The organism is Streptomyces sp. NPDC007189 (genome assembly GCF_040703635.1).
Lineage (GTDB): Bacteria > Actinomycetota > Actinomycetes > Streptomycetales > Streptomycetaceae > Streptomyces.
Map to the genome: position 1 here is coordinate 100351 of NZ_JBEYEY010000007.1, position 23020 is coordinate 123370.

22 protein-coding genes, 2 tRNA genes and 1 pseudogene are annotated in these 23020 nt (G+C 69.9%); 13 read left to right on the forward strand and 12 right to left on the reverse strand.

Features of this window, described 5'->3' with window-relative positions; genetic code table 11:
- Positions 1 to 138 precede the first annotated feature (138 nt).
- Complete coding sequence (locus tag AB0950_RS16570) at positions 139 to 927, forward strand: DNA-formamidopyrimidine glycosylase family protein (RefSeq protein WP_366778774.1); 789 nt, start codon at positions 139 to 141, stop codon at positions 925 to 927.
- 187 nt (positions 928 to 1114) lie between these two features.
- Here the strand turns inward: AB0950_RS16570 and AB0950_RS16575 are convergent.
- Positions 1115 to 1198 (reverse strand) — tRNA-Leu (locus tag AB0950_RS16575).
- 482 nt (positions 1199 to 1680) lie between these two features.
- Between AB0950_RS16575 and AB0950_RS16580 the strand changes: the two genes are divergently transcribed.
- The 6 genes from AB0950_RS16580 to pknB all read left to right on the forward strand — a co-directional run bounded on the left by AB0950_RS16580 (position 1681) and on the right by pknB (position 9875).
- Positions 1681 to 2541 carry a DUF3662 and FHA domain-containing protein gene (locus AB0950_RS16580; protein ID WP_360153154.1) on the forward strand — a complete coding sequence of 287 codons (861 nt, stop codon included), beginning with the start codon at positions 1681 to 1683 and terminating at the stop codon, positions 2539 to 2541.
- Between the two features lie 10 nt (positions 2542 to 2551).
- Entirely contained in the window at positions 2552 to 3070 is a 519-nt protein-coding gene (locus tag AB0950_RS16585) for an FHA domain-containing protein (protein ID WP_360153157.1), read from the forward strand.
- 117 nt (positions 3071 to 3187) lie between these two features.
- Positions 3188 to 4744 (forward strand): Stp1/IreP family PP2C-type Ser/Thr phosphatase, encoded by a 1557-nt coding sequence (locus AB0950_RS16590; RefSeq protein ID WP_366778876.1) that lies wholly within the window; start codon positions 3188 to 3190, stop codon positions 4742 to 4744.
- A 27-nt stretch (positions 4745 to 4771) separates the two neighbouring features.
- Positions 4772 to 6223, forward strand: a complete 1452-nt coding sequence (locus AB0950_RS16595) for an FtsW/RodA/SpoVE family cell cycle protein (RefSeq protein WP_330338877.1) — start codon at positions 4772 to 4774, stop codon at positions 6221 to 6223.
- Positions 6220 to 7695 (forward strand): penicillin-binding protein 2, encoded by a 1476-nt coding sequence (locus AB0950_RS16600; protein ID WP_360153163.1) that lies wholly within the window; start codon positions 6220 to 6222, stop codon positions 7693 to 7695. Before AB0950_RS16595 ends, AB0950_RS16600 begins: the two co-directional genes overlap by 4 nt.
- Positions 7696 to 7886: 191 nt before the next feature.
- Positions 7887 to 9875: a Stk1 family PASTA domain-containing Ser/Thr kinase gene (gene pknB, locus AB0950_RS16605; protein WP_366778775.1), complete on the forward strand. Its 1989-nt coding sequence runs from the start codon at positions 7887 to 7889 to the stop codon at positions 9873 to 9875.
- Positions 9876 to 9967: 92 nt separating this feature from the next.
- Here the strand turns inward: pknB and AB0950_RS16610 are convergent, their stop codons facing one another.
- The 6 genes and pseudogenes from AB0950_RS16610 to AB0950_RS16635 all read right to left on the reverse strand — a co-directional run bounded on the left by AB0950_RS16610 (position 9968) and on the right by AB0950_RS16635 (position 13718).
- On the reverse strand, positions 9968 to 10723 hold the full coding sequence (locus tag AB0950_RS16610; protein WP_360571647.1) for a class E sortase: 756 nt from the start codon (positions 10721 to 10723) through the stop codon (positions 9968 to 9970).
- A 14-nt stretch (positions 10724 to 10737) separates the two neighbouring features.
- Positions 10738 to 11871 (reverse strand): class E sortase, encoded by a 1134-nt coding sequence (locus AB0950_RS16615; protein WP_366778776.1) that lies wholly within the window; start codon positions 11869 to 11871, stop codon positions 10738 to 10740.
- A complete protein-coding gene (locus AB0950_RS16620) occupies positions 11868 to 12506 on the reverse strand; it encodes an aminodeoxychorismate/anthranilate synthase component II (protein WP_330338882.1) in 639 nt (212 codons plus the stop codon). Before AB0950_RS16620 ends, AB0950_RS16615 begins: the two co-directional genes overlap by 4 nt.
- On the reverse strand, positions 12503 to 12664 hold the full coding sequence (locus AB0950_RS16625; protein WP_190203072.1) for a hypothetical protein: 162 nt from the start codon (positions 12662 to 12664) through the stop codon (positions 12503 to 12505). Before AB0950_RS16625 ends, AB0950_RS16620 begins: the two co-directional genes overlap by 4 nt.
- Positions 12665 to 12771: 107 nt before the next feature.
- Positions 12772 to 12882, reverse strand: a pseudogene (locus AB0950_RS16630) (class E sortase); the annotation flags it as partial.
- 47 nt (positions 12883 to 12929) lie between these two features.
- Positions 12930 to 13718, reverse strand: coding sequence for a DUF881 domain-containing protein (locus tag AB0950_RS16635; protein ID WP_360153177.1), 789 nt, complete (start codon positions 13716 to 13718; stop codon positions 12930 to 12932).
- A 153-nt stretch (positions 13719 to 13871) separates the two neighbouring features.
- On the opposite strand from AB0950_RS16635, the gene crgA reads away from it, so the two are divergent.
- Positions 13872 to 14126 carry a cell division protein CrgA gene (crgA, locus tag AB0950_RS16640; RefSeq protein WP_360153180.1) on the forward strand — a complete coding sequence of 85 codons (255 nt, stop codon included), beginning with the start codon at positions 13872 to 13874 and terminating at the stop codon, positions 14124 to 14126.
- A gap of 234 nt (positions 14127 to 14360) precedes the next feature.
- Here crgA and AB0950_RS16645 read toward each other — a convergent pair whose 3' ends face one another.
- Both AB0950_RS16645 and AB0950_RS16650 read right to left on the reverse strand, forming a co-directional pair.
- Positions 14361 to 15257 carry a rhomboid family intramembrane serine protease gene (locus AB0950_RS16645; RefSeq protein ID WP_360153183.1) on the reverse strand — a complete coding sequence of 299 codons (897 nt, stop codon included), beginning with the start codon at positions 15255 to 15257 and terminating at the stop codon, positions 14361 to 14363.
- A gap of 115 nt (positions 15258 to 15372) precedes the next feature.
- Positions 15373 to 15903 (reverse strand): peptidylprolyl isomerase, encoded by a 531-nt coding sequence (locus AB0950_RS16650; protein ID WP_360571642.1) that lies wholly within the window; start codon positions 15901 to 15903, stop codon positions 15373 to 15375.
- A gap of 280 nt (positions 15904 to 16183) precedes the next feature.
- Here AB0950_RS16650 and AB0950_RS16655 point away from each other — a divergent pair, with 280 nt between their 5' ends.
- The gene (locus AB0950_RS16655) at positions 16184 to 16909 is read left to right on the forward strand and encodes a DUF5324 family protein (RefSeq protein ID WP_360153189.1); all 726 of its coding nucleotides are present in this window, start codon (positions 16184 to 16186) and stop codon (positions 16907 to 16909) included.
- A 136-nt stretch (positions 16910 to 17045) separates the two neighbouring features.
- Here AB0950_RS16655 and AB0950_RS16660 read toward each other — a convergent pair.
- Positions 17046 to 17118: transfer RNA gene (locus AB0950_RS16660), tRNA-Ala, on the reverse strand.
- 182 nt (positions 17119 to 17300) lie between these two features.
- Here AB0950_RS16660 and AB0950_RS16665 point away from each other — a divergent pair.
- A complete protein-coding gene (locus AB0950_RS16665; RefSeq protein ID WP_142218689.1) occupies positions 17301 to 17849 on the forward strand; it encodes a DNA-binding protein in 549 nt (182 codons plus the stop codon).
- 234 nt (positions 17850 to 18083) lie between these two features.
- A complete protein-coding gene (locus AB0950_RS16670) occupies positions 18084 to 19583 on the forward strand; it encodes a serine/threonine-protein kinase (protein ID WP_360153192.1) in 1500 nt (499 codons plus the stop codon).
- On the opposite strand, the gene AB0950_RS16675 is transcribed toward AB0950_RS16670, so the two are convergent.
- Both AB0950_RS16675 and AB0950_RS16680 read right to left on the reverse strand, forming a co-directional pair.
- Positions 19547 to 20914, reverse strand: coding sequence for a hypothetical protein (locus AB0950_RS16675; RefSeq protein WP_366778777.1), 1368 nt, complete (start codon positions 20912 to 20914; stop codon positions 19547 to 19549). The two genes, AB0950_RS16670 and AB0950_RS16675, sit on opposite strands and share 37 nt — an antisense overlap.
- Positions 20915 to 21129: 215 nt before the next feature.
- Positions 21130 to 21258 (reverse strand): DLW-39 family protein, encoded by a 129-nt coding sequence (locus AB0950_RS16680; protein ID WP_003999697.1) that lies wholly within the window; start codon positions 21256 to 21258, stop codon positions 21130 to 21132.
- A 348-nt stretch (positions 21259 to 21606) separates the two neighbouring features.
- Here AB0950_RS16680 and AB0950_RS16685 point away from each other — a divergent pair, with 348 nt between their 5' ends.
- Positions 21607 to 21951: a DUF6344 domain-containing protein gene (locus AB0950_RS16685; RefSeq protein WP_360153198.1), complete on the forward strand. Its 345-nt coding sequence runs from the start codon at positions 21607 to 21609 to the stop codon at positions 21949 to 21951.
- Between the two features lie 280 nt (positions 21952 to 22231).
- Entirely contained in the window at positions 22232 to 23011 is a 780-nt protein-coding gene (locus tag AB0950_RS16690) for a glycosyltransferase family 2 protein (protein WP_360153201.1), read from the forward strand.
- Positions 23012 to 23020 lie beyond the last annotated feature (9 nt).

A 23020-nucleotide genomic window follows, 5' to 3' on the forward strand; every position in this document is an offset into this window, starting at 1 on the left:
TCAGGTACGAGGAGGGGGTGGGCGAATGTGGGGAAGCCTGTCGGCAGGAGGCACCCTCGCCGCCGCCACCGTCGCCAGCTGGCCACCTCGGCCACCCCGACCACCAGCGCCACTCACCCCCCGGTACGGACCCGCACCATGCCTGAGCTTCCCGATGTCGAAGGTTTCCGCAGGGTGCTCGTGTCCTGTGCGCAGGGCAGGGTGATCCGCCGGGTGGACGTGCGCGACGCGGGCGTCCTGCAAGGGGTGAGCGCGCGGCGGCTGGGCGAGGCGCTGGAGGGGCGGCGGTTCACCGAGCCGGAACGGCACGGCAAGTGGCTGCTCGCCCGCACCGGCGGCCCCACCCTCCTGCTGCACTTCGGCATGACCGGCCGGCTGCTCTGCGCCCGTCCCGAGGACCCCGTGGAGCCGCACGACCGCGTCCTGTTCGACCTGAGCGGCGGACACCGGCTCCACTACCGCGACCAGCGCAAGCTCCAGGGGCTCTGGCTGGCCGAGGACGACTCCGGTGTGGCACGGATGCTGGAGCGCCAGGGGCCCGACGCGCTCGCGGTGGACCGCGCCGGTTTCGAGGACGTGCTCTGCGCACGCCGCGGGCACATCAAGACCACGCTGACCGACCAGTCCCTGCTGGCCGGTCTCGGCAATCTCCTCGCCGACGAGGTCCTGTGGCGCGCCGGGCTGCACCCCGGCAGACGGGCGGGCGATCTCACGGAGGCCGAGCGCCGGCGCCTGTACACGCACATGCGCCGCACGCTGCGTTCCGCGGTCCACGCGGGCTGTGTCCCGCAGCGCGACGCGTGGCTCACCGGCCACCGTGACGACCCCGATCCGGTCTGTCCCCGCTGCGGCGCCCATCTACGCCGTACACGCATGGCGGGCCGCGGCACGGTGTGGTGCCCACGCTGCCAGCCGGACGCGACCTGAGGGTCCCGCGGCCACCCTCTTCCGTGAGATAGCTCACCGGCGGAGCCGGCCCCCGGGAACCGGCCGCCGACCGCCGACCCGCCCCTCCGCTCTCCCTGGGATGTGCGATCCCTCACAACGACGACCGCAACGCAAAACGGGCCCCTGCCGTGACTTCCGTCACCGGCAGAGACCCGTCTCGTCTCTGTGCGCGAGGGGGGAGTTGAACCCCCACGCCCTTGCGGGCACTGGAACCTGAATCCAGCGCGTCTGCCTATTCCGCCACCCGCGCATTGGGTGTGTCTTCCGGTCCCGGCCCTTTCGGGCTGGCCCCTTCCGACACCCAGAACATTAGCACGCCGTACGGGGTGGATTCACATCCCTTCCCACCGCCCAGGGACCCGCCCCCACCGGCCCGATCGGTACCCGCACCGCACCCGCCGCCGTCCGGACCTGGCCCGAGCCGGCACCCGCTCCCGACCCGACCCACCCCCGAACCAACCTCTCCTACCCACCCCACCCGCCCCCCACGTTTCAACGAGACCCGGTTCACGTATCAACCTCGTACCGGTACCCGCCGTCTGGCCAGGAGGCGGTCCGGGTGCACAGCCGGGTGCGGGACACTGGTCTGCGCCCGCCTCTACGATCCATGGCAGGAACCGGCTGATCGCCGGGCGCGTGGATACGATCAGTGAGCAGAGCGCGGTAGCACGCAGCAGCAGTACGCAGTACAGAGCACGGCAAGGCAGACGGCAGGGACGGAGGAGGTGCCCCATGGGAGTCCTGAAGAAGTTCGAGCAGCGTCTCGAAGGTCTGGTGAACGGCACCTTCGCCAAGGTCTTCAAGTCCGAGGTCCAGCCCGTGGAGATCGCCGGCGCGCTCCAGCGTGAGTGCGACAACAACGCCACGATCTGGAACCGCGACCGGACCGTCGTACCCAACGACTTCATCGTGGAGCTGAGCGCGCCGGACTACGAGCGGCTCAGCCCCTACTCCGGGCAGCTCGGCGACGAGCTGGCCGGCATGGTGCGCGACTACGCCAAGCAGCAGCGCTACACCTTCATGGGCCCGATCAAGGTCAACCTGGAGAAGGCCGAGGACCTGGACACGGGGCTGTACCGGGTGCGCAGCCGCACCCTCGCCTCCTCCAGCAACCAGCAGGGCGCGGCCCCCGCGGCCCCGGCCCCCGGCCGTCCCGCGCCGGGCGCCCCGGGCGGCTACGGCTACCCGCCCGCCGCGCCCGCCGGCGTGCCCCCGATGCCGTCCGCGCCGCCGCCCGGCGCCCGGCCCGGCGGCTACGGCTACCCCCAGCCCGCCACGCAGCGGCCCGCGGCCGCCCCGGTGAGCGGCGGGCGCACCCGCTACTGGATCGAGATCAACGGCACCCGCCACCAGATCTCCCGCCCGACGCTCGTGCTGGGCCGCAGCACCGACGCCGACGTGCGGATCGACGACCCCGGCGTGTCCCGCCGGCACTGCGAGATCCGGACCGGAACGCCCTCGACGATCCAGGATCTCGGATCCACCAACGGCATCGTGGTGGACGGGCAGCACACCACCCGCGCTACGCTCCGCGACGGCTCGCGGATCGTCGTGGGCAGCACCACCGTTATCTATAGGCAAGCCGAAGGGTGAAGCGGGGGCAATGTCAGAGCTGACCCTCACGGTCATGCGGCTGGGTTTCCTGGCCGTACTGTGGCTGTTCGTGATCGTGGCCGTGCAGGTCATCCGGAGCGACCTGTTCGGTACGCGCGTCACCCAGCGCGGATCGCGTAGGGACGCAGGGCGCCAGCAGCAGGCGCCCCGGCAGCAGGCCGCCGCGCCCCCGCCGCAGCGCGGCCAGCAGGGCGGCGGCCGGCGCGGCCGCAACGCCCCCACCAAGCTGGTCGTCACGGAGGGCACGCTGACCGGCACCACGGTCGCGCTCCAGGGCCAGACGATCACGCTGGGCCGGGCGCACGACTCCACGATCGTGCTGGACGACGACTACGCCTCCAGCCGCCATGCCAGGATCTACCCGGACCGCGACGGTCAGTGGATCGTCGAGGACCTCGGTTCCACCAACGGCACCTACCTGGACCGGTCCCGGCTGACGACCGCCACGCCGATCCCGCTGGGCGCGCCGATCCGCATCGGCAAGACCGTCATCGAGCTGCGGAAGTAGTACGACAATGAGCGAGCGGAGCGAGCACGCAGCGGCAGGCCGCCACCCGGTCTCCGGCGCGCTCCCGACCGGAGGGTGGGCAGTGTGGCTCGACACGACCGGCTGTACCCGGAGCCGATGGGCGAGGTGGGCATGAGTCTGTCACTGCGCTTTGCCGCCGGATCGCACAAGGGCATGATCCGCGAGGGCAACGAGGACTCCGGTTACGCCGGTCCCCGGCTGCTCGCCATCGCCGACGGCATGGGCGGCCAGGCGGCCGGCGAGGTCGCCTCGTCCGAAGTGATCTCCACCCTGGTCACGCTCGACGACGACGTACCCGGCTCCGACATCCTCACCTCCCTCGGCACGGCCGTGCAGCGCGCCAACGACCAGCTGCGCGCCATGGTCGAGGAGGACCCCCAGCTCGAGGGCATGGGCACCACGCTGACCGCGCTGCTGTGGACCGGGCAGCGGCTCGGCCTCGTGCACGTCGGCGACTCGCGCGCGTACCTGCTGCGCGACGGCGTCCTCACCCAGATCACCCAGGACCACACCTGGGTGCAGCGGCTCGTCGACGAGGGCCGGATCACCGAGGAAGAGGCCACCACGCATCCGCAGCGCTCCCTGCTGATGCGCGCCCTCGGCAGCGGCGACCACGTCGAGCCCGACCTGTCCATCCGCGAGGTCCGGGCCGGCGACCGCTATCTGATCTGCTCCGACGGCCTGTCCGGCGTCGTCTCCCACCAGACGCTGGAGGAGACCCTCGCCAGCTACCAGGGTCCGCAGGAGACCGTGCAGGAGCTGATCCAGCTCGCGCTGCGCGGCGGCGGCCCCGACAACATCACCGTCATCGTCGCCGACGTCCTCGACCTGGACACCGGCGACACCCTCGCCGGTCAGCTGTCCGACCAGCCGGTCGTGGTCGGCGCCGTCGCCGAGAACCAGCACCACCTGCACGACAACGGCATCATGCAGACCCCGGCCGGCCGCGCCTCCCACCTGGGCCGCCGGCAGTCCGGCCACGGCGGCGGCGAGTTCGGCCCGCCCGGCTCGGGCGACACCGGCTACATCCCGGCGGGCAGCTTCGGCGACTACGCCGACGGCGACTTCACCAAGCCGCGCGGGCAGCGACGGTGGCTGAAGAGATCCTTCTACGGCGTGCTGGCCCTCGCCGTCGTCGGCGGCGGCCTCTACGGCGGCTACCGGTGGACGCAGACGCAGTACTACGTCGGCGCCAAGGGCGAGCACGTGGCGCTGTACCGCGGCATCAGCCAGGACCTGGCCTGGGTGTCGCTGTCGAAGGTGGAGAAGGACCACCCCGAGATCGAACTCAAGTACCTGCCGCCCTACCAGCAGAAGCAGGTCAAGAACACGATCACGGCGGGCGGTCTGCAGCAGGCGCAGGCGAAGATCGAGGCCCTGTCGGTCCAGGCCTCCGCGTGCCGGAAGCAGGCGGAGCGCCAGACGGCCGAGTCGCAGCAGAACGCGAAACCGGGCCAGGGCCAGGCCGGAGGCACCACGGGAACCACCCGTAGCGCCCTCACGTCCAAGGCGTCCCCGACTCCGCACCCATCCACGACGGCGCCCGCTACGAAGAACCCTTCGAAGTCCCCGTCCGCGACCGCCACTGCGAACCCCGGCCCGAGCCTCTCCGAGGATGAGCAGAAGGTCGTCGATCAGTGCGGCAAGCAGTAGCCGAGCCGCGAGAGGCCCTGTCACACGATGAGCAGTACGACTAATCCGCCGACGCACCACACGTCCACGATCGGCGCCATCGGCGCGCCGAGCCGCCGCAACACCGAGCTGGCCCTGCTGGTCTTCGCCGTGGCCGTCCCGGTGTTCGCCTACGCCAACGTGGGCCTGGCCATCAGCAACCACGTCCCCGCCGGGCTGCTGGAGTACGGCCTCGGCCTCGGGCTGCTGGCCGGCGTCGCCCATCTCGCCGTACGGAAGTTCGCGCCGTACGCGGACCCGCTGCTGCTGCCGCTGGCCACGCTGCTCAACGGGCTCGGGCTCGTGGTGATCTGGCGGCTGGACCAGTCGAAACTGCTGCAGTCGCTCAGAGGCTTCTCCCCCGCCGCGCCCCGTCAGCTGCTGTACAGCGCGATGGGCATCGCCCTGTTCGCCGCGGTGCTGATCTTCCTGAAGGACCACCGGGTCCTGCAGCGCTACACCTACATCTCGATGTTCTGCGCCCTGGTGCTGCTCATCCTGCCGCTGGTGCCGGGCCTCGGGGCCAACATCTACGGCGCGAAGATCTGGATCCGGATCCCGGGCCTCGGCTCCCTGCAGCCCGGTGAGTTCGCGAAGATCGTGCTCGCGGTGTTCTTCGCCGGTTACCTGATGGTCAAGCGGGACGCGCTGGCCCTCGCCAGCCGCCGCTTCATGGGCCTGTACCTGCCGCGCGGCCGCGACCTCGGTCCGATCCTGGTCGTCTGGGCGATCTCGATCCTGATCCTGGTCTTCGAGACCGACCTCGGCACCTCGCTGCTGTTCTTCGGCATGTTCGTGATCATGCTGTACGTCGCCACCGAGCGGACCAGCTGGATCGTGTTCGGTCTGCTGATGTCCGCGGCCGGCGCGGTCGGCGTCGCGAGCTTCGAGCCGCACATCCAGACCCGTGTGCAGGCCTGGCTCAACCCGATGCGCGAGTACCAGCTCAGCCGCCAGATCACCCACGACGGCATCCTCCACTCCGACCAGCTGCAGCAGTCGCTGTGGGCGTTCGGCTCCGGAGGCACCCTCGGCACCGGCTGGGGCCAGGGCCACTCGGACCTGATCAAGTTCGCCGCCAACTCCGACTTCGTCCTCGCCACCTTCGGCGAAGAGCTCGGCCTCGCGGGCATCATGGCGATCCTGCTGATCTACGGCCTGATCGCGGAGCGCGGCCTGCGCACCGCCCTCGCCGCCCGGGACCCGTTCGGCAAGCTGCTCGCCGTCGGCCTGTCCGGCGCCTTCGCCCTGCAGGTCTTCGTGGTGGCCGGCGGTGTCATGGGCCTCATCCCGCTCACCGGTATGACCATGCCGTTCCTGGCCTCCGGCGGTTCCTCGGTGCTGGCCAACTGGGCGCTGATCGCCATCCTCATCCGCATCAGCGACACCGCCCGCCGCCCGGCGCCCACCCCCGCCACGAACCCCGACGCCGAGATGACCCAGGTGGTCCGCCCGTCATGAACAAGCCCCTGCGCCGGATCGCGATCTTCTGCGGCCTGCTCGTGCTGGCCCTCCTGATCCGCGACAACTACCTCCAGTACGCCAAGGCCGACCAGCTGGCGAGCGACAAGGACAACCGCCGGGTCGCCATCGAGCGCTACGCGCACCCGCGCGGCGACATCATCGTCGACGGCAACCCGATAACCGGTTCCGTCGTGTCCAAGAGCGGCGACTTCAAGTACAAGCGCACCTACAAGAACGGGCCCATGTGGGCCCCGGTGACCGGCTACTCCTCGCAGGCCTTCGACGGCAGCCAGCTGGAGAAGATCGACGACGGCATCCTGACCGGCAACGACGACCGGCTCTTCTTCCGCAACACCCTCGACATGATCACGGGCAAGCCGAAGCAGGGCGGCAACGTCGTCACCACGCTGAACGCGGCCGCGCAGAAGGCGGCGTTCAACGGGCTGAAGGCCCAGGGCGGCAAGGGCGCGGTCGTCGCCCTGGAGCCGTCCACCGGCAAGATCCTGGCGCTGGCCTCCTACCCGTCGTACGACCCCTCGTCCTTCGCCGGTTACTCCGACAGCGACGCCAAGGCCTGGAACAAACTCCAGAAGGCGCACAACCCGGCCGACCCGATGCTGAACCGCGCGCTGCGCGAGACCTACCCGCCGGGCTCCACCTTCAAGGTGGTCACCGCCGCGGCCGCGCTGGAGAACGGGCTGTACAAGTCGGCCGACGACGCGACGGACTCTCCGCTGCCCTGGACGATGCCGGGCACGACGACCCAGCTGAAGAACGAGGGCAACATCCCCTGCAAGAACGCCACCCTGCGCGTCGCCCTCCAGTTCTCCTGCAACTCGGTCTTCGGCAAGATCGGCTCCGACCTCGGCAACGACAAGATGCTCGCCGAGGCGAAGAAGTTCGGCTTCGACTCCGAGCAGTTCACCCCGGTCCGCTCCAACGCGTCGGTGTTCTCCGACAACATGAACCAGTCGCAGACCGCGCTGTCCTCCATCGGCCAGTACAACACCGCCGCCACCCCGCTGCAGATGGCCATGGTCGCCTCGGCGGTCGCCAACGACGGCAAGCTGATGAAGCCGTACATGGTCGACGAGTTGCAGTCCTCCAACCTGGACCCGGTCGAGAAGACCCAGCCGGAGGAGCTGAGCCGGCCGCTGTCGCCGGCGAACGCGCAGATCCTGCAGTCGATGATGCAGACGGTGGTCGAGAAGGGCACCGGTACCAACGCGAAGATCAGCGGCGTCACCGTGGGCGGCAAGACCGGTACCGCGCAGCACGGTGTGGCGAACAGCGCCAACCCGTACGCGTGGTTCATCTCCTTCGCCAAGATGCCCGACGGCAGCTCGCCGGTGGCCGTCGCCGTGGTCATCGAGGACGAGAGCGCCAACCGCGACGACATCTCCGGCGGCGGCCTGGCCGCGCCGATCGCGAAGAACGTCATGGAGGCGGTCATCAACTCGAAGAAGTGACCTTGCCCCCAGGAAGTGACGCCGCTCACGTCTCCTCCACATCGCCGCACGTTGCGATACCGGTCCTGTATCGGGTTCCGGGCTTGGCCAGGTCATACAAAGCGAGCCGGGTACGGTAGGCCCGGACGGCAGCCTCCGGCCGTGCACGAGTGTGTGCGGCCGAGACCGACGGAGAGGGCTGGTAGGTAGCTATGGAAGAGCCGCGTCGCCTCGGCGGCCGGTACGAGCTGGGCCAGGTGCTCGGCCGTGGTGGCATGGCCGAGGTCTACCTCGCGCATGACACCCGACTCGGCCGCACCGTGGCAGTGAAGACCCTGCGCGCCGACCTGGCACGCGACCCTTCCTTCCAGGCCCGGTTCCGCCGGGAGGCCCAGTCGGCCGCCTCGCTCAACCACCCCGCGATCGTCGCGGTCTACGACACGGGCGAGGACTACATCGACGGCGTCTCCATCCCGTACATCGTGATGGAGTACGTCGACGGCTCCACCCTGCGTGAGCTTCTGCACTCCGGCCGCAAGCTGCTGCCGGAACGCGCGATGGAGATGACCATCGGCATCCTGCAGGGCCTGGAGTACGCCCACCGCAACGGCATCGTCCACCGCGACATCAAGCCGGCCAACGTCATGCTGACCCGCAACGGCCAGGTCAAGGTGATGGACTTCGGCATCGCCCGCGCCATGGGCGACGCCGGCATGACCATGACCCAGACGGCTGCGGTCATCGGTACGGCCCAGTACCTCTCCCCGGAGCAGGCCAAGGGCGAGCAGGTCGACGCCCGCTCGGACCTGTACTCGACGGGCTGTCTCCTCTACGAGCTGCTGACGGTACGGCCGCCCTTCGTCGGCGACTCCCCGGTCGCCGTGGCCTACCAGCACGTCCGCGAGGAACCGCAGCCCCCGTCGGTCTTCGACCCCGAGATCACCCCCGAGATGGACGCAATCGTCCTGAAGGCGCTGGTCAAGGACCCGAACTACCGGTACCAGTCGGCCGACGAGATGCGCGCCGACATCGAGGCCTGCCTGGACGGCCAGCCGGTCGCGGCGACGGCCGCGGTGGGCGCGGTGGGCTACGGCGGCTACCCCGACGACCAGCCGACGACGGCCCTGCGCCCGGACTCCGGCGCGGCAGCGACCTCCATGCTCCCGCCGATGAACCCCGACGACGGCGGCTACGGCTACGACGACCGCCCCGACCGGCGCAGCCGCCAGAAGAAGAACAACACCTCCACGATCCTCCTCGTCGTCGCGGGCATCCTGGTCCTGATCGGCGCGATCCTGATCGGCAAGTGGGTGGCGAGCGGAGGCAACAACGGCGGCGGCAAGGTGTCGGTGCCGAACTTCATCGGCCAGACCCAGTCCTCGGCCAAGAAGATGGCCGACAACGTCGATCTGAAGGTCACCACCTCCGGCAAGCCCTGCGACGACCAGCCCAAGGGCAGCGTCTGCGATCAGAAGCCCCATCAGGGCACCAAGGTCGACAAGGGCAGCACCGTCAGCCTGGTGATCTCCACGGGGGCGCCGAAGGTCCAGGTGCCGGACGTCCGCGGCATCCAATTCGACCAGGCCGAGTCCCAGCTGACGGAGAAGGGCTTCAAGGTCGAGAAGAAGACCCAGGTGTCCTCCCAGACGCCGAACGTGGTCATCGACCAGGACCCGAAGGGCGGCACGAGCCGGCAGAAGGGCAGCACGATCACCCTCACGGTCGCCAAGGCCGAGGAGAAGGTCACGATCCCCAACGACGTCATCGGCAAGTCCTGCGACGAGGCGAAGGCGGAGCTGACCCAGCTGGGCCTGGCGCCGACCTGCACCAACCAGCCCACCACGAACCCGGACGACAACGGCAAGGTCACCCAGACCAACCCGCAGCCGGGCCAGCAGGTCAAGAAGAACACGCCCATCAGCCTCACGGTCAGCGTGTTCCAGCAGAACCAGCAGACACAGGTGCCGAACGTCACCCTGCAGACCCTGAAGGACGCCCTGCAGGCCCTGAAGCAGCAGGGCTTCAACAACATCACCGTCAACGGACCCCAGGACGACAAGGCCCGGGTCGTCCAGCAGACCCCGCCGCAGGGCACCCAGGCCGACCCGAACAACACCCAGATCGTCCTGAACACCGCGGACGTCGGCGGCGGCAACAACGGCGGCAACAACGGCGGCATCTTCGGCGGTATCAACGGCTGACCCACCGGCCCGAGAGCACAGCGGGGCGGTCCCCACGAAGGGGGCCGCCCCGCTGTGCGTGCTGGAGGGCAGAGGTTCTCGACGGACCTCGGTCAGCCGCGCAGTTCCCTCGGCGGCGTCCGGTCGCTGTTCACCTTCTCCACCCGGACCAGTTCTCCCCACACCACGTACCGGTACTCCGAGGTGTACACGGGCGTGCAGGTCGTCAGGGTGATGTAGTGGCCCGGCTTCTTCGTGCCGGACTCCTTCGGGACCCGGTCGATGACCTTGACGTTGTACTTCGAGGTCTCGGGCAGGATCGAGTAGACCTTGTAGACGTACCAGTCGTCCCGCGTCTCGAAGACGATCGGGTCGCCCTTCTTCAGCTTGTCGATGTTGTGGAACTTCGCGCCGTGCCCGTCCCGGTGGGCCGCGAGGGTGAAGTTGCCGGTCTTGCCGGACATCGGCAGCGTGGCCTTGACCGGATCCGTGTAGTAGCCGGCCACACCGTCGTTGAGGACGTTCGTGCCCGTGCCCTTCTCGACCAGGACCACACCGTTCTTCATCGCCGGCACGTGCAGGAAGCCGATGCCGTCCTTGGTGTTCAGCGCACCGGGCCCGGAGTCCGTGGCCTGCGCCCAGTGCCGGCGGACCTTCTCGGCCTGCTTGTCCGCCTTGCGGTCCGCTATCACGTTCGTCCACCACAGCGAGTAGACGACGAAGAGCGCCAGCAACAGGCCTGCGGTGATGAGGAGTTCGCCGAAGACGCTGACCGCCGTCGCGATACGGCCGGGTCGCCGGCCGCGCGGGGCGGAACTCGGATCGGACGCGTCCGTGTGTTCTTCGGTGCCGTCGGCGGTCGCTGCCACAGTTCCCTCTGCCCCTACTCGATGAGCGCGTCCGGTTTGCCCTTGCTGCGCGGGCGTTCCTCGACCATCTTGCCCCAGACGATCAGCCGGTACTTGCTCGTGAACTCCGGCGTGCAGGTGGTGAGGGTGATGTAGCGGCCGGGCTTGGTGAAGCCCGAGCCCTTCGGAACGGGGTCCAGCACGCTCGTGTTGGACGGCGAGGTCACCGGCAGCATCGAGGTCACCTTGTACACGAAGTACATGTCCTGCGTCTCGACCACGACCGCGTCGCCGGCCTTGAGCTTGTTGATGTACCGGAACGGCTCACCATGGGTGTTGCGGTGCGCGGCGAGCCCGAAGTTGCCCGTCTTGGCGTCGGGCATCGCCGTCTTCAGCGGAGGCTCGCCGTAGTGCCCGACCATGCCCTTGTCGAGCACCTTCGCGTTGCTGACGCCCTCCGCGATCGGCGCGACCACGTCCAGCTTGGGGATGTGCAGGATGGCGAAGCCCTGCCCCGGCTCGAAGACACCCGGGTTCCGCTTGCCGCTGGCCCAGTCGTTCTGCAGCTGGTGCGTCTCGCTGCCCGCCTGGGCATGGGCCCGGACGTTGGTCCACCACAGCTGGTAGGTGACGAACAGCAGCATCAGCACGCCGGTGGTGATGAACACCTCGCCGATCACCCGGCTCGCGACGACCGCCGGGCTCGGCTTGCGCAACCGCGCCTGCCGCCGCGCCTCCACCCGGGACAGCGGCCGGCCGGACTCCGTCCCGGACGGTGCCGTTGCGGCGGACGCGGTCTCCCGGCCACCGCCGTGCCGGCCGCCACGCCGCTTGGCGGCCTTTCTGCGCGCCGCACGGCCTCCCCGCGCCGCTCCGGTGGCAGAGGAGCCTGAAGAGGCCGCAGAGGCCGTTGTGGCGCCGTTCTCAGCGCCCCCGGCCGGACCGGGGACCCGCAGCGCCATCGTCTCGTCGTCGAGAGGACCCCGGTACGGCTCCTCGTACCCGCGCTCGTCGTATCCGGGCTCGGCGTGCCCCAGCTCCGTGTACCCCGGCTCCCCGTAGGGGCCCGGCGCCCCTTCCGTGTGCCACTCCCCAAGCGCACCGGAAGCCCCGTACGACTGATCCCCGTACGAGGCATCGGTCTCGCGCTCCGGGCGCAGCGCGGTCACGCCGTGGCCCTGCCCACCACCGGGGCCAGCCCCGTCGACCTCGCCACGGCACCCTCGTCACCGCACTCCACCAGCCAGTTGGCCAGCATCCGGTGCCCGTGCTCGGTCAGCACCGACTCGGGATGGAACTGCACGCCCTCCACTCGCAGTTCACGGTGGCGCAGGCCCATGATGATGCCGTCGTGCGTGCGGGCGGTCACCTCCAGCTCGGCCGGGACCGTCGCCGGCTCCGCTGCCAGCGAGTGGTAGCGGGTCGCCGTGAACGGAGAGGGCAGACCCGTGAAGACGCCCTTGCCCTCGTGCTCCACCAGCGAGGTCTTGCCGTGCAGCAGCTCCGGTGCCCGGTCCACCACACCGCCGTACGCCACCTGCATCGACTGCATGCCGAGGCACACCCCGAACACCGGCACCCCCGTCGAGGCGCAGTGCCGGACCATGTCCACGCACACCCCCGCCTCCTCCGGCGTCCCCGGCCCGGGCGAGAGCAGCACACCGTCGAAGCCGTCCTGGGCGTGCGCCGTCGACACCTCGTCGTTGCGCACCACCTCGCACTCCGCACCCAGCTGGTACAGGTACTGCACGAGGTTGAAGACGAAGCTGTCGTAGTTGTCGACGACGAGAATCCGCGCACTCACTGGTTGTCCACCGTCACATCGTTGAAGGGCAGCAGCGGCTCGGCCCAGGGGAAGACGTACTGGAACAGGACATAGACCACGGCCAGCGCCAGAACGAGCGAGATCAGCGCCTTCACCCAAGCGTTTCCCGGCAGATGCCGCCAGATCCAGCCGTACATGCCGTCCCTTGCCGTCCCTTCCGTATCCCTACGGCATCAGACCCACGCCGTACGTCACCAGACTAACGGCGCGGCGCCTCCGGTTCGCCTGCCTCCACAGACTGTGCGGGGCGTGTATACCCGGACTTACGTGGCACAGGGTCGATGACCTCAACGTCCGCCGGCACGGTTTTGCAGGACCCTTTGTCGATCCGAAACCAGCTTGTTCCACGTGAAACCGAGCCGCGGGACGCAGATGATCACTCATGCCACGACGGGCGGACGCCTACTGCACGGGCTTCGCGTAGTGCAGATCCACCGTGCCGGAGTAGCCGGGCAGCGTCACCGTCCCGTCGTCGGTGACCTTCCAGCCGAGGCCGTAGACGTTCACGTACACCATGTAGGTCTGGATCGCCTTGCTCGCCGCCAGCGCCTGCTGCAGCTTCTCCGGATCCCCGACCGCCGTGATCTTGTACGGCGGCGAGTAGACCCGGCCCTGGAGGATCAGCGTGTTGCCCACACAGCGCACGGCGCTGGTGGAGATCAGCCGCTGGTCCATGACCTTGATGCCCTTGGCGCCGCCCTGCCACAGGGCGTTCACCACCGCCTGCAGATCCTGCTGGTGGATCACCAGGTAGTCGGGCTGCGGTTCCGGATAGCCGGGGAGCTTGGCCGTGGCGTTCGGCGGAGCGTCGTTGAGCGTGACGGTGATGGCGTGACCGGTGAGCTTCTGCGTGCCGGCGCTCTTCTCCAGCCCGCTCAGCTGGCGGTCCTGCGCCTTGCTGCTGCCGTCGTCGCTCTCCGCGAAGGACTCCACCCGCCCGCGCAGCGCCGCGTCGGACTCGTCCAGCTCCTTGTTCTTGCGGCTGCGCTGCTGGATCAGGTCGGACAGCTTCAGCAGGGAGCCGTCCTGCCGGATGTCGGTGCCCTTGGCCGTGTCGAAGCTGGTGAAGAAGATCAGTCCCGCGAGCGCGAAGACGGCCGCCGTGAGGATCCGCACGGGGCGGATGCGCAGACGGCGGCCAGGGCCGGAGCCCGTTGAATGCGTCCCGGGGGAGTCGGCAGAATTGCTCAACGTACCCTTATCTCCTTAGGCGCCACGGAAGCACTACGCTAACGGACGCCCGGGGGAGCACACAGAGTCGTCATGTGGACCCCTTGTACGCTGCCCCGAGCCCCGTCCCGGTTACCTGCGCGGCCACGCAGCGCATCGACAGGAGAGACCCTCGTGCCGAAGTCACGTATCCGCAAGAAGGCCGACTACACGCCGCCGCCCGCGAAGCAGGCTCAGGCGATCAAGCTGGACAGTCGCGCCTGGGTCGCACCTGTCATGCTGGCCATGTTCGTCATCGGTCTGGCGTGGATCGTCGTCTTCTATGTGACCGACGGTTCGCTGCCCATCGACGCGCTCGACAACTGGAACATCGTGGTCGGCTTCGGCTTCATCGCCGCCGGCTTCGGTGTCTCCACGCAGTGGAAATAGCTCTCCCCAGGGCTGTCCACCGAGTTATCCACAGCCGTTGTCCACATGGGGAAAAGAAAGACGATCTGTGGATAACTCATCGGGTGTTGACGCCGGTGTGACTGCCCGCCCCACACCCACACACCTGTTCGCCCCCTGTCTGACCTGCGGAAACACATCCGAGCGACAGGGGGCACAGCTGTGCCCGCACACGGTGCACAAGATCCGCCACAGCCTGTGGACAACGGTTCGCTCTCAGGTGAGCTGAGCGGTCCTGACCAGCGTGAGTACCACCACGACGGCGAGTACGACCGCACAGGCGCCGTACTGGATCACCGTCCGCCTCTCCCGCGGGGCGTGGACCATCGCATAGCCGACGGCGACACCGGCGACGAGCCCGCCGATGTGGGCTTCCCAGGAGATGTTGAAGCCTGGCGTGAACGTGATGATCAGGTTGATCACGAGCAGGGCGACGAGTGGACGCAGGTCGTAGTTGAGCCGGCGCATCAGCACGCCGGTCGCGCCGAAGAGGCCGAAGATCGCGCCGGAGGCGCCCAGGGAGGGCAGGCGCGGGTCGGCGATCATGTAGGTGAGGGCGCTGCCGGCCAGGCCGGAGACGAAGTACAGGGCGAGGTAGCGGGCGCGGCCGAGGGCTGCTTCGAGGGGGCCGCCGATCCACCACAGGCTGAGCATGTTGAACAGGATGTGGGTGTAGTTGGTCGGCGAGTGCAGGAACATCGCGGTCAGCAGGCGGTAGTACTGCCCCTCCGCGACGCCTTGGACGGGACCGAACAGGGAGAACTGGGCCTGGCCGATCAGTTCGAACCGGTCGGTGAGGCTGCTGCCCGCGGCGAGCTGGGCGAGGAACACGGCGAGGTTGACGCCGATGAGGATCTTGGTGAGCAGTCGTGGGTCGGCGCTGACCGTGCCGCCGGCGATGGTGCGGGGCCGGGAGGCGGTGGGTGCGGGTCCGGTGCCGCTGCCGCCGCGTACGCAGGCGGGGCACTGGAAGCCGACGGAGGCGCTGACCATGCATTCGGGGCAGATGGGGCGTTCGCAGCGGGTGCAGCGCACGCCGGTCTCCCGGTCCGGGTGCCGGTAGCACACGGGCGCGTGGTGGGCTCCCTGCATGCCTGCTGCGGCCTGGTCCATCTGTTCCCCTTGCTCGACGTGGGACTGGGGTGCCCCTGGCAGTACCTCGCCCCGCTCATCCTTGGTACGGACGAGCGGGGCGTTTGGTTCCCTGGGGGTGCGAGGAGCGGTGGGCTCAGCCCTCGCGCTTCTCGACGACGACCTCGTTGATCACGACGTCGTTGACCGGGCGGTCGTTGCGGCCGGTGGGGACCCCGGCGATGGCGTCGACGACCTTCTGGCTGGCGGAGTCGGTGACCTCGCCGAAGATGGTGTGCTTGCGGTTCAGCCACGTCGTCGGGGAGACGGTGATGAAGAACTGCGAGCCGTTGGTGCCCGGGCCGGCGTTGGCCATGGCCAGCAGGTACGGCTTGTTGAAGGACAGGTCGGGGTGGAACTCGTCCTTGAACTTGTAGCCGGGGCCGCCGATGCCGGTGCCGAGCGGGTCGCCGCCCTGGATCATGAAGCCGCTGATGACACGGTGGAAGATCGTGCCGTTGTAGAGCGGCTTCTTGCTCTTCTCACCCGTGCCGGGGTGCGTCCACTCGCGCTCGCCCTGTGCCAGCTCGACGAAGTTCTTGACCGTCTCCGGCGCGTGGTTCGGGAAAAGCTGGACCACGATGTCGCCGTGGTTGGTCTTCAGGGTGGCGTAAAGCTGCTCGGCCACGATCTGCCTTCCGTTGTCTTCCTGTGACTCCCCGATCCTCGCACGGCGGGGCCCGTGCGTCGCCCGGCAGCCACGAGTTCCGCCCGGAAGGCAGCGCTCGGCGGCGATTCGTGGCAGTGTCGACGGCAGGATCGGGTTGCCCGGGAATTACCGGAATGGAGCCGAAGGGAGCGATCGGCACCCATATGCCCGCCCTCGCATGCCGTGCGGACCGTTGGCAGGCATGATCCGTAAAAGGGTGGAAAGTCGAACACCGTACGCCACCGAGGAGGAGGAACCCGTGACCCGCATCGACAGCGTGCGCGCCGCGACCGGCTCGGCGAAGGACAGCGTGCTGCACGCCGCGGAAGTGGTGGCGCCCTACGCCGACACGGCCAAGGAGCGTGCCGCGCTCTACGCGCAGGAGGCACGCGTACGGCTGGCGCCCGTGGTGTCGCAGGCCGCCGAACAGGCCCGCGTGCAGTACGACGCCCGGCTCGCCCCGCGTCTGGAACAGGCTCGTACGCATGTGCCGCCGAAGGTCGACCTGGCGGCGCAGGAGGCCGCCGTGCGTGCCCGTAAGGCCGCCCGGCAGGCGGCCGGGTATTCGCGCCAGGCCGCCGAGTACTCGCGGCCGAGGATCGAGCAGGCCGTGGCCGCCGCGGCCCCGGTCCGCGAGGAGGCTGCCGCGCGTGGCGCGGCGGCGCTGGCCGCGTTGCGCGGTCAGGTCTCGGCGGAGGAGATCCAGAAGCTGGCCCGCCGGAATGCGCGCCGGTCCAGGACGGGCCGGACCGTGAAGGCGCTGGCGCTGCTGACCCTGCTGGCCGGTGGGGCTTTCGCCGCCTGGAAGTGGTGGGACAAGCAGGCCAACCCGGACTGGCTGGTCGAGCCGCCCGCCGCGACGGAGGTACCGGAGTCGGGCGGCCGGCTGAGTTCGGTGGACGGCAGCGGCACCTCGGTCCTGGACCCCGAGGTCCAGGCGAAGCAGGCCGAGGAGGAAGCCTCGAAGCACGACGACGAGCAGTAGCCCGGCCGAGCCGGCTCGCGCGTGAAGAGGGCCGTGGATCAGGCGAGTTGACGCTCGCCTGATCCACGGCCCGTTTCACGTGAAACGGAGAAAGCCTCCCGATCTGCGTTTTCGCAGGTCGGGAGGCTTTTCTGAGTGGAGCCTAGGGGAGTCGAACCCCTGACATCCGCCATGCAAAGACGGCGCTCTACCAACTGAGCTAAGGCCCCGGGATGCAGCGTCCGGCCGGAAAAGCCGCGTTCCGGTGGGCGCCGCAGACCAGAGTACCGGGTCACCCCGGGTATCCCGCAAAAAGATTGGGGGTCCCCGTGAATGACCACGCTCCGTAAGATGCTCGACGTGGTTCGCTACAGCGAACCGCGGTTTTCAGGGGAAGCGATGGGGAGACGCAATGGACGCCGCACAGCAGGAAGCCACCGCGAGAGCGCGGGAGCTGCAGCGGAACTGGTACGGGGAGCCGCTGGGGGCGCTCTTCCGTAAGCTCATCGACGATCTCGGGCTCAATCAGGCCCGTCTCGCGGCGGTCCTGGGTCTGTCCGCCCCGATGCTCTCGCAGCTGATGAGCGGCCAGCGGGCGAAGATCGGCAATCCTGCCGTGGTGCAGCGCGTGCAGTTGCTGCAGGAGCTGGCGGCGCAGGTCGCGGACGGCAGTGTGAGCGCGGCCGAGGCGACCGAGCGCATGGACGAGATCAAGAAGTCTCAGGGGGGCTCCGTGCTCAACAACACCACCCAGACCACGAGCGGTTCCGGGGCGCCCACGGTCAAGCGGGTGGTCCGCGAGATCCAGTCGCTGCTGCGCTCGGTGGCCGCCGCGGGCGACATCATCGACGCCGCGGACAGCCTCGCTCCGACCCACCCCGAACTGGCGGAGTTCCTGCGCGTCTATGGCGCCGGCCGCACCTCCGACGCCGTCGCGCACTACCAGTCCCACCAGAACTAGGACCCGCGGCCCGGTCCACGGAGGGGGTACGGGGGCCGGAATCGCCTTCCGGTGGGGGCGTCCGGGCGCGGGGAGCGGTCCATGGGGGTGGACCCGTCCTCCAGCGGGGAGCAGGCCGTACCGCTCATCACGGGGGAGTCCAACGGGGGAGTTCAGGGGGGAAGCGAGGGGAAGCGGGGAAACAAAGGGGCGGGGGAACCGGCGCGGGTTCCGGGGGAGGAGCGATGGGCTGCCATGGGTGAGGTGTTCGCCGGCCGGTATGAACTGGCCGATCCGATCGGGCGCGGGGGCGTGGGCGCCGTATGGCGTGCCTGGGACCATCGCCGGCGGCGCTATGTGGCCGCGAAGGTGCTCCAGCAGCGCGACGCGCACTCGCTGCTGCGGTTCGTGCGGGAGCAGGCCCTGCGGATCGACCATCCCCATGTCCTGGCCCCGGCGAGCTGGGCCGCCGACGACGACAAGGTGCTCTTCACCATGGACCTGGTCGGCGGCGGCTCCCTGGTCCACTTGGTCGGCGACTACGGCCCGCTGCCGCCGGGGTTCGTGTGCACCCTGCTGGACCAGCTCCTTTCCGGTCTCGCGGCCGTGCACGCCGAGGGGGTCATCCACCGGGACATCAAGCCCGCCAACGTCCTCCTCGAGGCGACCGGGACCGGACGGCCCCGGCTGCGGCTGTCCGACTTCGGCATCGCCATGCGGCTCGGCGAACCCCGTCTGACGGAGACCAACCTCGTGGTGGGGACGCCCGGTTATCTGGCACCCGAGCAATTGCTCGGCGCCGAGCCGGACTTCCCGGCCGACCTGTTCGCCGTGGGTCTGGTCGCGCTCTATCTGCTCGAGGGCGCCAAGCCTGACGCCAAGGCGCTCGTGCAGTACTTCCTGGACAACGGGACTCCCGGGCCGCCCAAGGGAGTTCCGGAACCGCTGTGGCAGGTCGTCTCCACCTTGCTCCAGCCCGACCCGGCCGCGCGTTTCCGCACCGCCACGGGTGCGCGCAAGGCGCTGGGCTCCGCCGCGGAACTCCTGCCGGAGCCCGCGCCCGACGACGAGCTGATCGAGGTCTTCGACCAACTCGGCCCGCTGCCACCTGGGTTCGGGCCGCACGGTCCGCTCAAGAGGGCGCCGGGGCTGGCGACGGACCTGACGGAGGGCACGGACACGGGGTCCTCTTCGAGTGTGGGCGCCGGGGCGGATACGACGGATACGGGGCCGCTTCCGGGCGCGGGTACGACGGATACGGGGCCGTCTTCGGGTGCCGGCGCGGATACGCGTGCCGGTGCCGATCCGGACTCCGGTGTGGACACGGGTACCGGTTCCCTCTCCGACACCGGCAGTTTCCGTCTGCCGCCACCCCAGGAGTTCCCGCCCCCGCTCCAGGAACCCCCCACCTACGCGCAGGCATCCCCCGCCGCCGCCCAGCAGCCGTCGGCCTCCGGTTCGTATCCCCCTCAACTCCCGCCCCATCAGCCGTACATCACACCTCAGACCCACACCCCCCAAGCACTCCACGCTCCCTGGAGCGTCGTACCGTCCCCCCATCCGGCGACGGACTCTCCTGTCGATGCCTCCACCGCTTCCTACACAGCCCAGAACGTGCCCGCGCAAGGCCGCGGGGCGCGCCGCCGGGCCGCCCGAAGTCGGCGGCCCGGGCCGCCGGCCGGGGTCGCGATCCCGATGCTGTTGCTGGCGCTGGCCTGCTACGCCGTGGGTTTCTGGGCGTTGACCCGCGTCTGAGCGCGCCGTGCCGTCACCGTCCAGCCGGCGAGCACCAGCAGGAGCACGGTCCCGAGGCCGATCCCGCCGATCGCGATCAGCCACATCGCGGAGCCGCCTCCCGCGGTGCCGGTGAGGGCCACCTCGCGGTCCTGCCGCGCAGGGGTGAACACGTCGTCCGGTACGGGATGCCCGGCGTACTCCGGTCCCGCGTGCGCCCGCCCGGTCACCCGGACCCGCAACGTCACCGCGAACGGGCCGTGTCCGAACGTGCCGGTCATCCGCTCGCTGAGGTGCAGGACGAGGTAGTAGTCGCCGGCGAAGCGGACGGAGGTGACGCCGACGGGTACGGCGTAGCGGTTGGCGTACTCCACCGACGGGAGCGGGGCGAGTACGGCGGGCTTCTGTGTGCCGGTGTAGCCGAGGGCGGCGTCCTCGACGTAGCCGCGGACGGGGTTGTACACGGAGAGGTTGAGGGCGCCGCCGACATAGCCGTGACCTGCAGCGTTTCCCAGTTCGGCGGAAGCGTGCAGTTGCCGTCCCCAGTCGACCGGCACCTTGTAGAACCGGGTCTCGCCGGGCACGAGGGACGTCCGCCAGACCCCTTGGCCCAGGGTGCTCGCGGAGGCGAATCCGGCGCCGCCGGGGCGGTCGCGGGGCTCGCCGGTGAGCGGTTCGGGCGTGGCGGAGTCCCAGGCCTGCGGCGCGGAGGTGGCCTCGGCCCGTGCGGTACGCGGTTCCGTGGCGGGCGCGATCTCCAGGTCCCAGCGCTGTGCCGGGGCGAACGCGCCGGATCCCTGCGTGTCGAGGCGCTGGACGACCACGTAGTACGTCCCGGCGCCCTGGCACAGCGCATTGCCGGGCTCCCGCCGGCCGAGCGCGGTGAGCGGGCGGGGGCTGAGCCCGGCGCCGAAGCGGGCGTTGGCGTAGGAGCAGCGGGTGCCGTGGGCGTCCTGGACCGACACGGCGATGCCGTCCGTGGCGGAGACGGTGGCGTCCGCGGGGGGTACGGCGGTGACGGGGACGTAGGCCGTGTCGGTGGCCGCGAGTTCGAGGCGGTAGTAGAGCTTGCCGTTGCTCGCCAGGGAGCTGCGGTAGATGCGGCCCGCCTCCAGCCGGGATGCCGTGGCGGTACCCGGTGTGCCCGCGACGGCAGCGGCGCCGGGCGCGAAGGCGTACGGCTCCGGCGAGCTGTCCTCGGCGGCGGCCGCGGTTGCGTGCGCGGACGCCGTACCGGCCGGCAGGACGAGCAGCGCGCACAGCCCCGTCAGCAGGGCCGCCCGTACGGCGCCGGAGACCGCCCGGCGTCCGGGGCGCCACCACCAGGCCCTGCCCCGTCCTCGTTCCCGCACGTGCCGCCCTCCCCCTGTCGCCGCTCCACGGCCGGCGCGTTCGCCGCGCCACCGCCGTACCGGACCGCGCTCCATCCTGCCGCGTGCGCCCACGCGCCATCCGGGCAATGCCTGCGGCCGTCCGAATCGCCCTGCAACGCCCGACGGGTCTGCGCAACACAAAGCCCCGACCGCGAGGGGCGGTCGGGGCCTGCTTCAGATTCTGGAATCGGCACTCAGGAACCCGTGGGCACGGAGTCAGTCGCCTCCGTCCACAGATCCTGCTCGGCGCGATCCGCCTGGATCTGGCGGTACACGAGGAGCCCGCCGATGGCGGCCAGTGCGACCAGGAGCAGCTTCTTCACCGCGCGACCTCGTCTTTCCTTGACGTAGGGGACCTCTGGCGCCCGACTATACACACCGGCCGATATCGATCGGTGACCTGCGTCGGGACCCAACTGCCGCCTCCGGCAGCGCAATAGGCCAGGTCGGGCGCCGTTCCGATCGGACGGTGATCAGACCCCCACGGACGGTCACTTTGCTCCCTCTTCGCTCAGCTGAGCACGTTTTGAGGCCTTTCCGACCCTCTTGCCGCCATCCGGGTGGTGTTCATCGGAACATCGACGCACCACGAGCGTCGGTCCACCACTTCGCGGCGCACATACACATCATGAGCAAAGTACGCAAATCGCCCAACCCGAAAGTGAGGGGCCATGACCAAGAACAAGGTCATGAAGCTGTGGACCGCCATCGTCACCGCCTTCTTCGCACTGTGCACCGCCCTCGGAATCGTCACCGCCACGACCGCCACGACCGCGGCGGCCGCACCCAGCACCGAGGGCCCCCGCACCGGCACCGCGTTGAAGACCGTCCCGGCGATCCCGGCCCAACGCCACTGGTCCTGGTCCCGCACCACGGCCCTGCCCCCCACGATGAAGCAGCGCATCCGGGCCGAGGCCCACGGTAAGTCCCCCAGCTGCCGGCACCGTCCCCTCGCCGAGACCGAAGCGGAGAGCGTGATCACCGAAGAGTCCTCGACGGCCAGGCTCGACTGCTGACCTCCCACCCCACGCAGTACCGCAACGTCTCGACCACACGGCGACTTGCGTACGCAACAGTCGACACGGAAAGACCCCCGGCCGGGTTCGGCCGGGGGTCTCGCGCTGTTCCGGGCCGGGACGATGGACTGTTCCCGCCTCGAACAACGGCCTGTTCCCCGCCTGGGACGATGGCCGACGGAACCATGGCCCATGGAACCGCGGCCGACACACCGACGGCCGACACACCCACGGCGCGTCCCGCGCGTCCGACGCTCTCCGGAAAGGGGTGAGTGCTGCCGTGACCCGGCGCGTCACCGTTGTCACCGCTGTCCACGGCCCGTCCGCGCGTTTCCTGCCGGACGCCTACGCGTCCCTGTGCGAGCAGCGGCTTCCCGGTGGCTGGGACTGGGAGTGGCTGATCCAGCAGGACGGTACGACGGACGAGATCCGCCCGTACGTCCCGGATGACGCGCGCATCAGCTTCGGCCAGGGCCGGCCGGGCGGTCCAGGGGTCGCCCGCACGATCGCGCTGGCCCGCGCACAGGGCGCGTACGTGAAGGTCCTGGACGCCGACGACCGGCTCACGCCGGGCGCGCTGGCCCGCGACGTGGCCGTGCTGGAGGCGGACCGGACCGTCGGCTGGACCACGTCCCAGGCCCTCGACCTGCTGCCGGACGGCTCGACAGCCGGTTTCCCCGGCAACCCGGACGACGGCCCGCTGGAACGCGGTGCCGTGCTCGACCACTGGAAGCGGAACGACTTCCGGGCCCCCGTCCACCCGGCGACCCTGTGCGTCCGGCACGAGCTGCTCATGGCGCTCGGCGGTTGGATGGCGCTGCCGGCGTCCGAGGACACCGGGCTGCTGCTGGCGCTGGACGCGGTCAGCCGCGGCTGGTTCTCCACGGAGGTCGGCCTGCTCTACCGCAAGTGGGAGGGTCAGGTCACCGGCCAGGCGTCCCACGTCGACCCGGTCGAACGGGCGGCCCGCATGGCGGTCGCCGAGACCCGGGCCCGCGCCCTGGCCGGCTTCGGGTGGACCTACCCGACCGCTCCGGCCGATTCGCCGTCCACCGCGTGAGCCACGCGG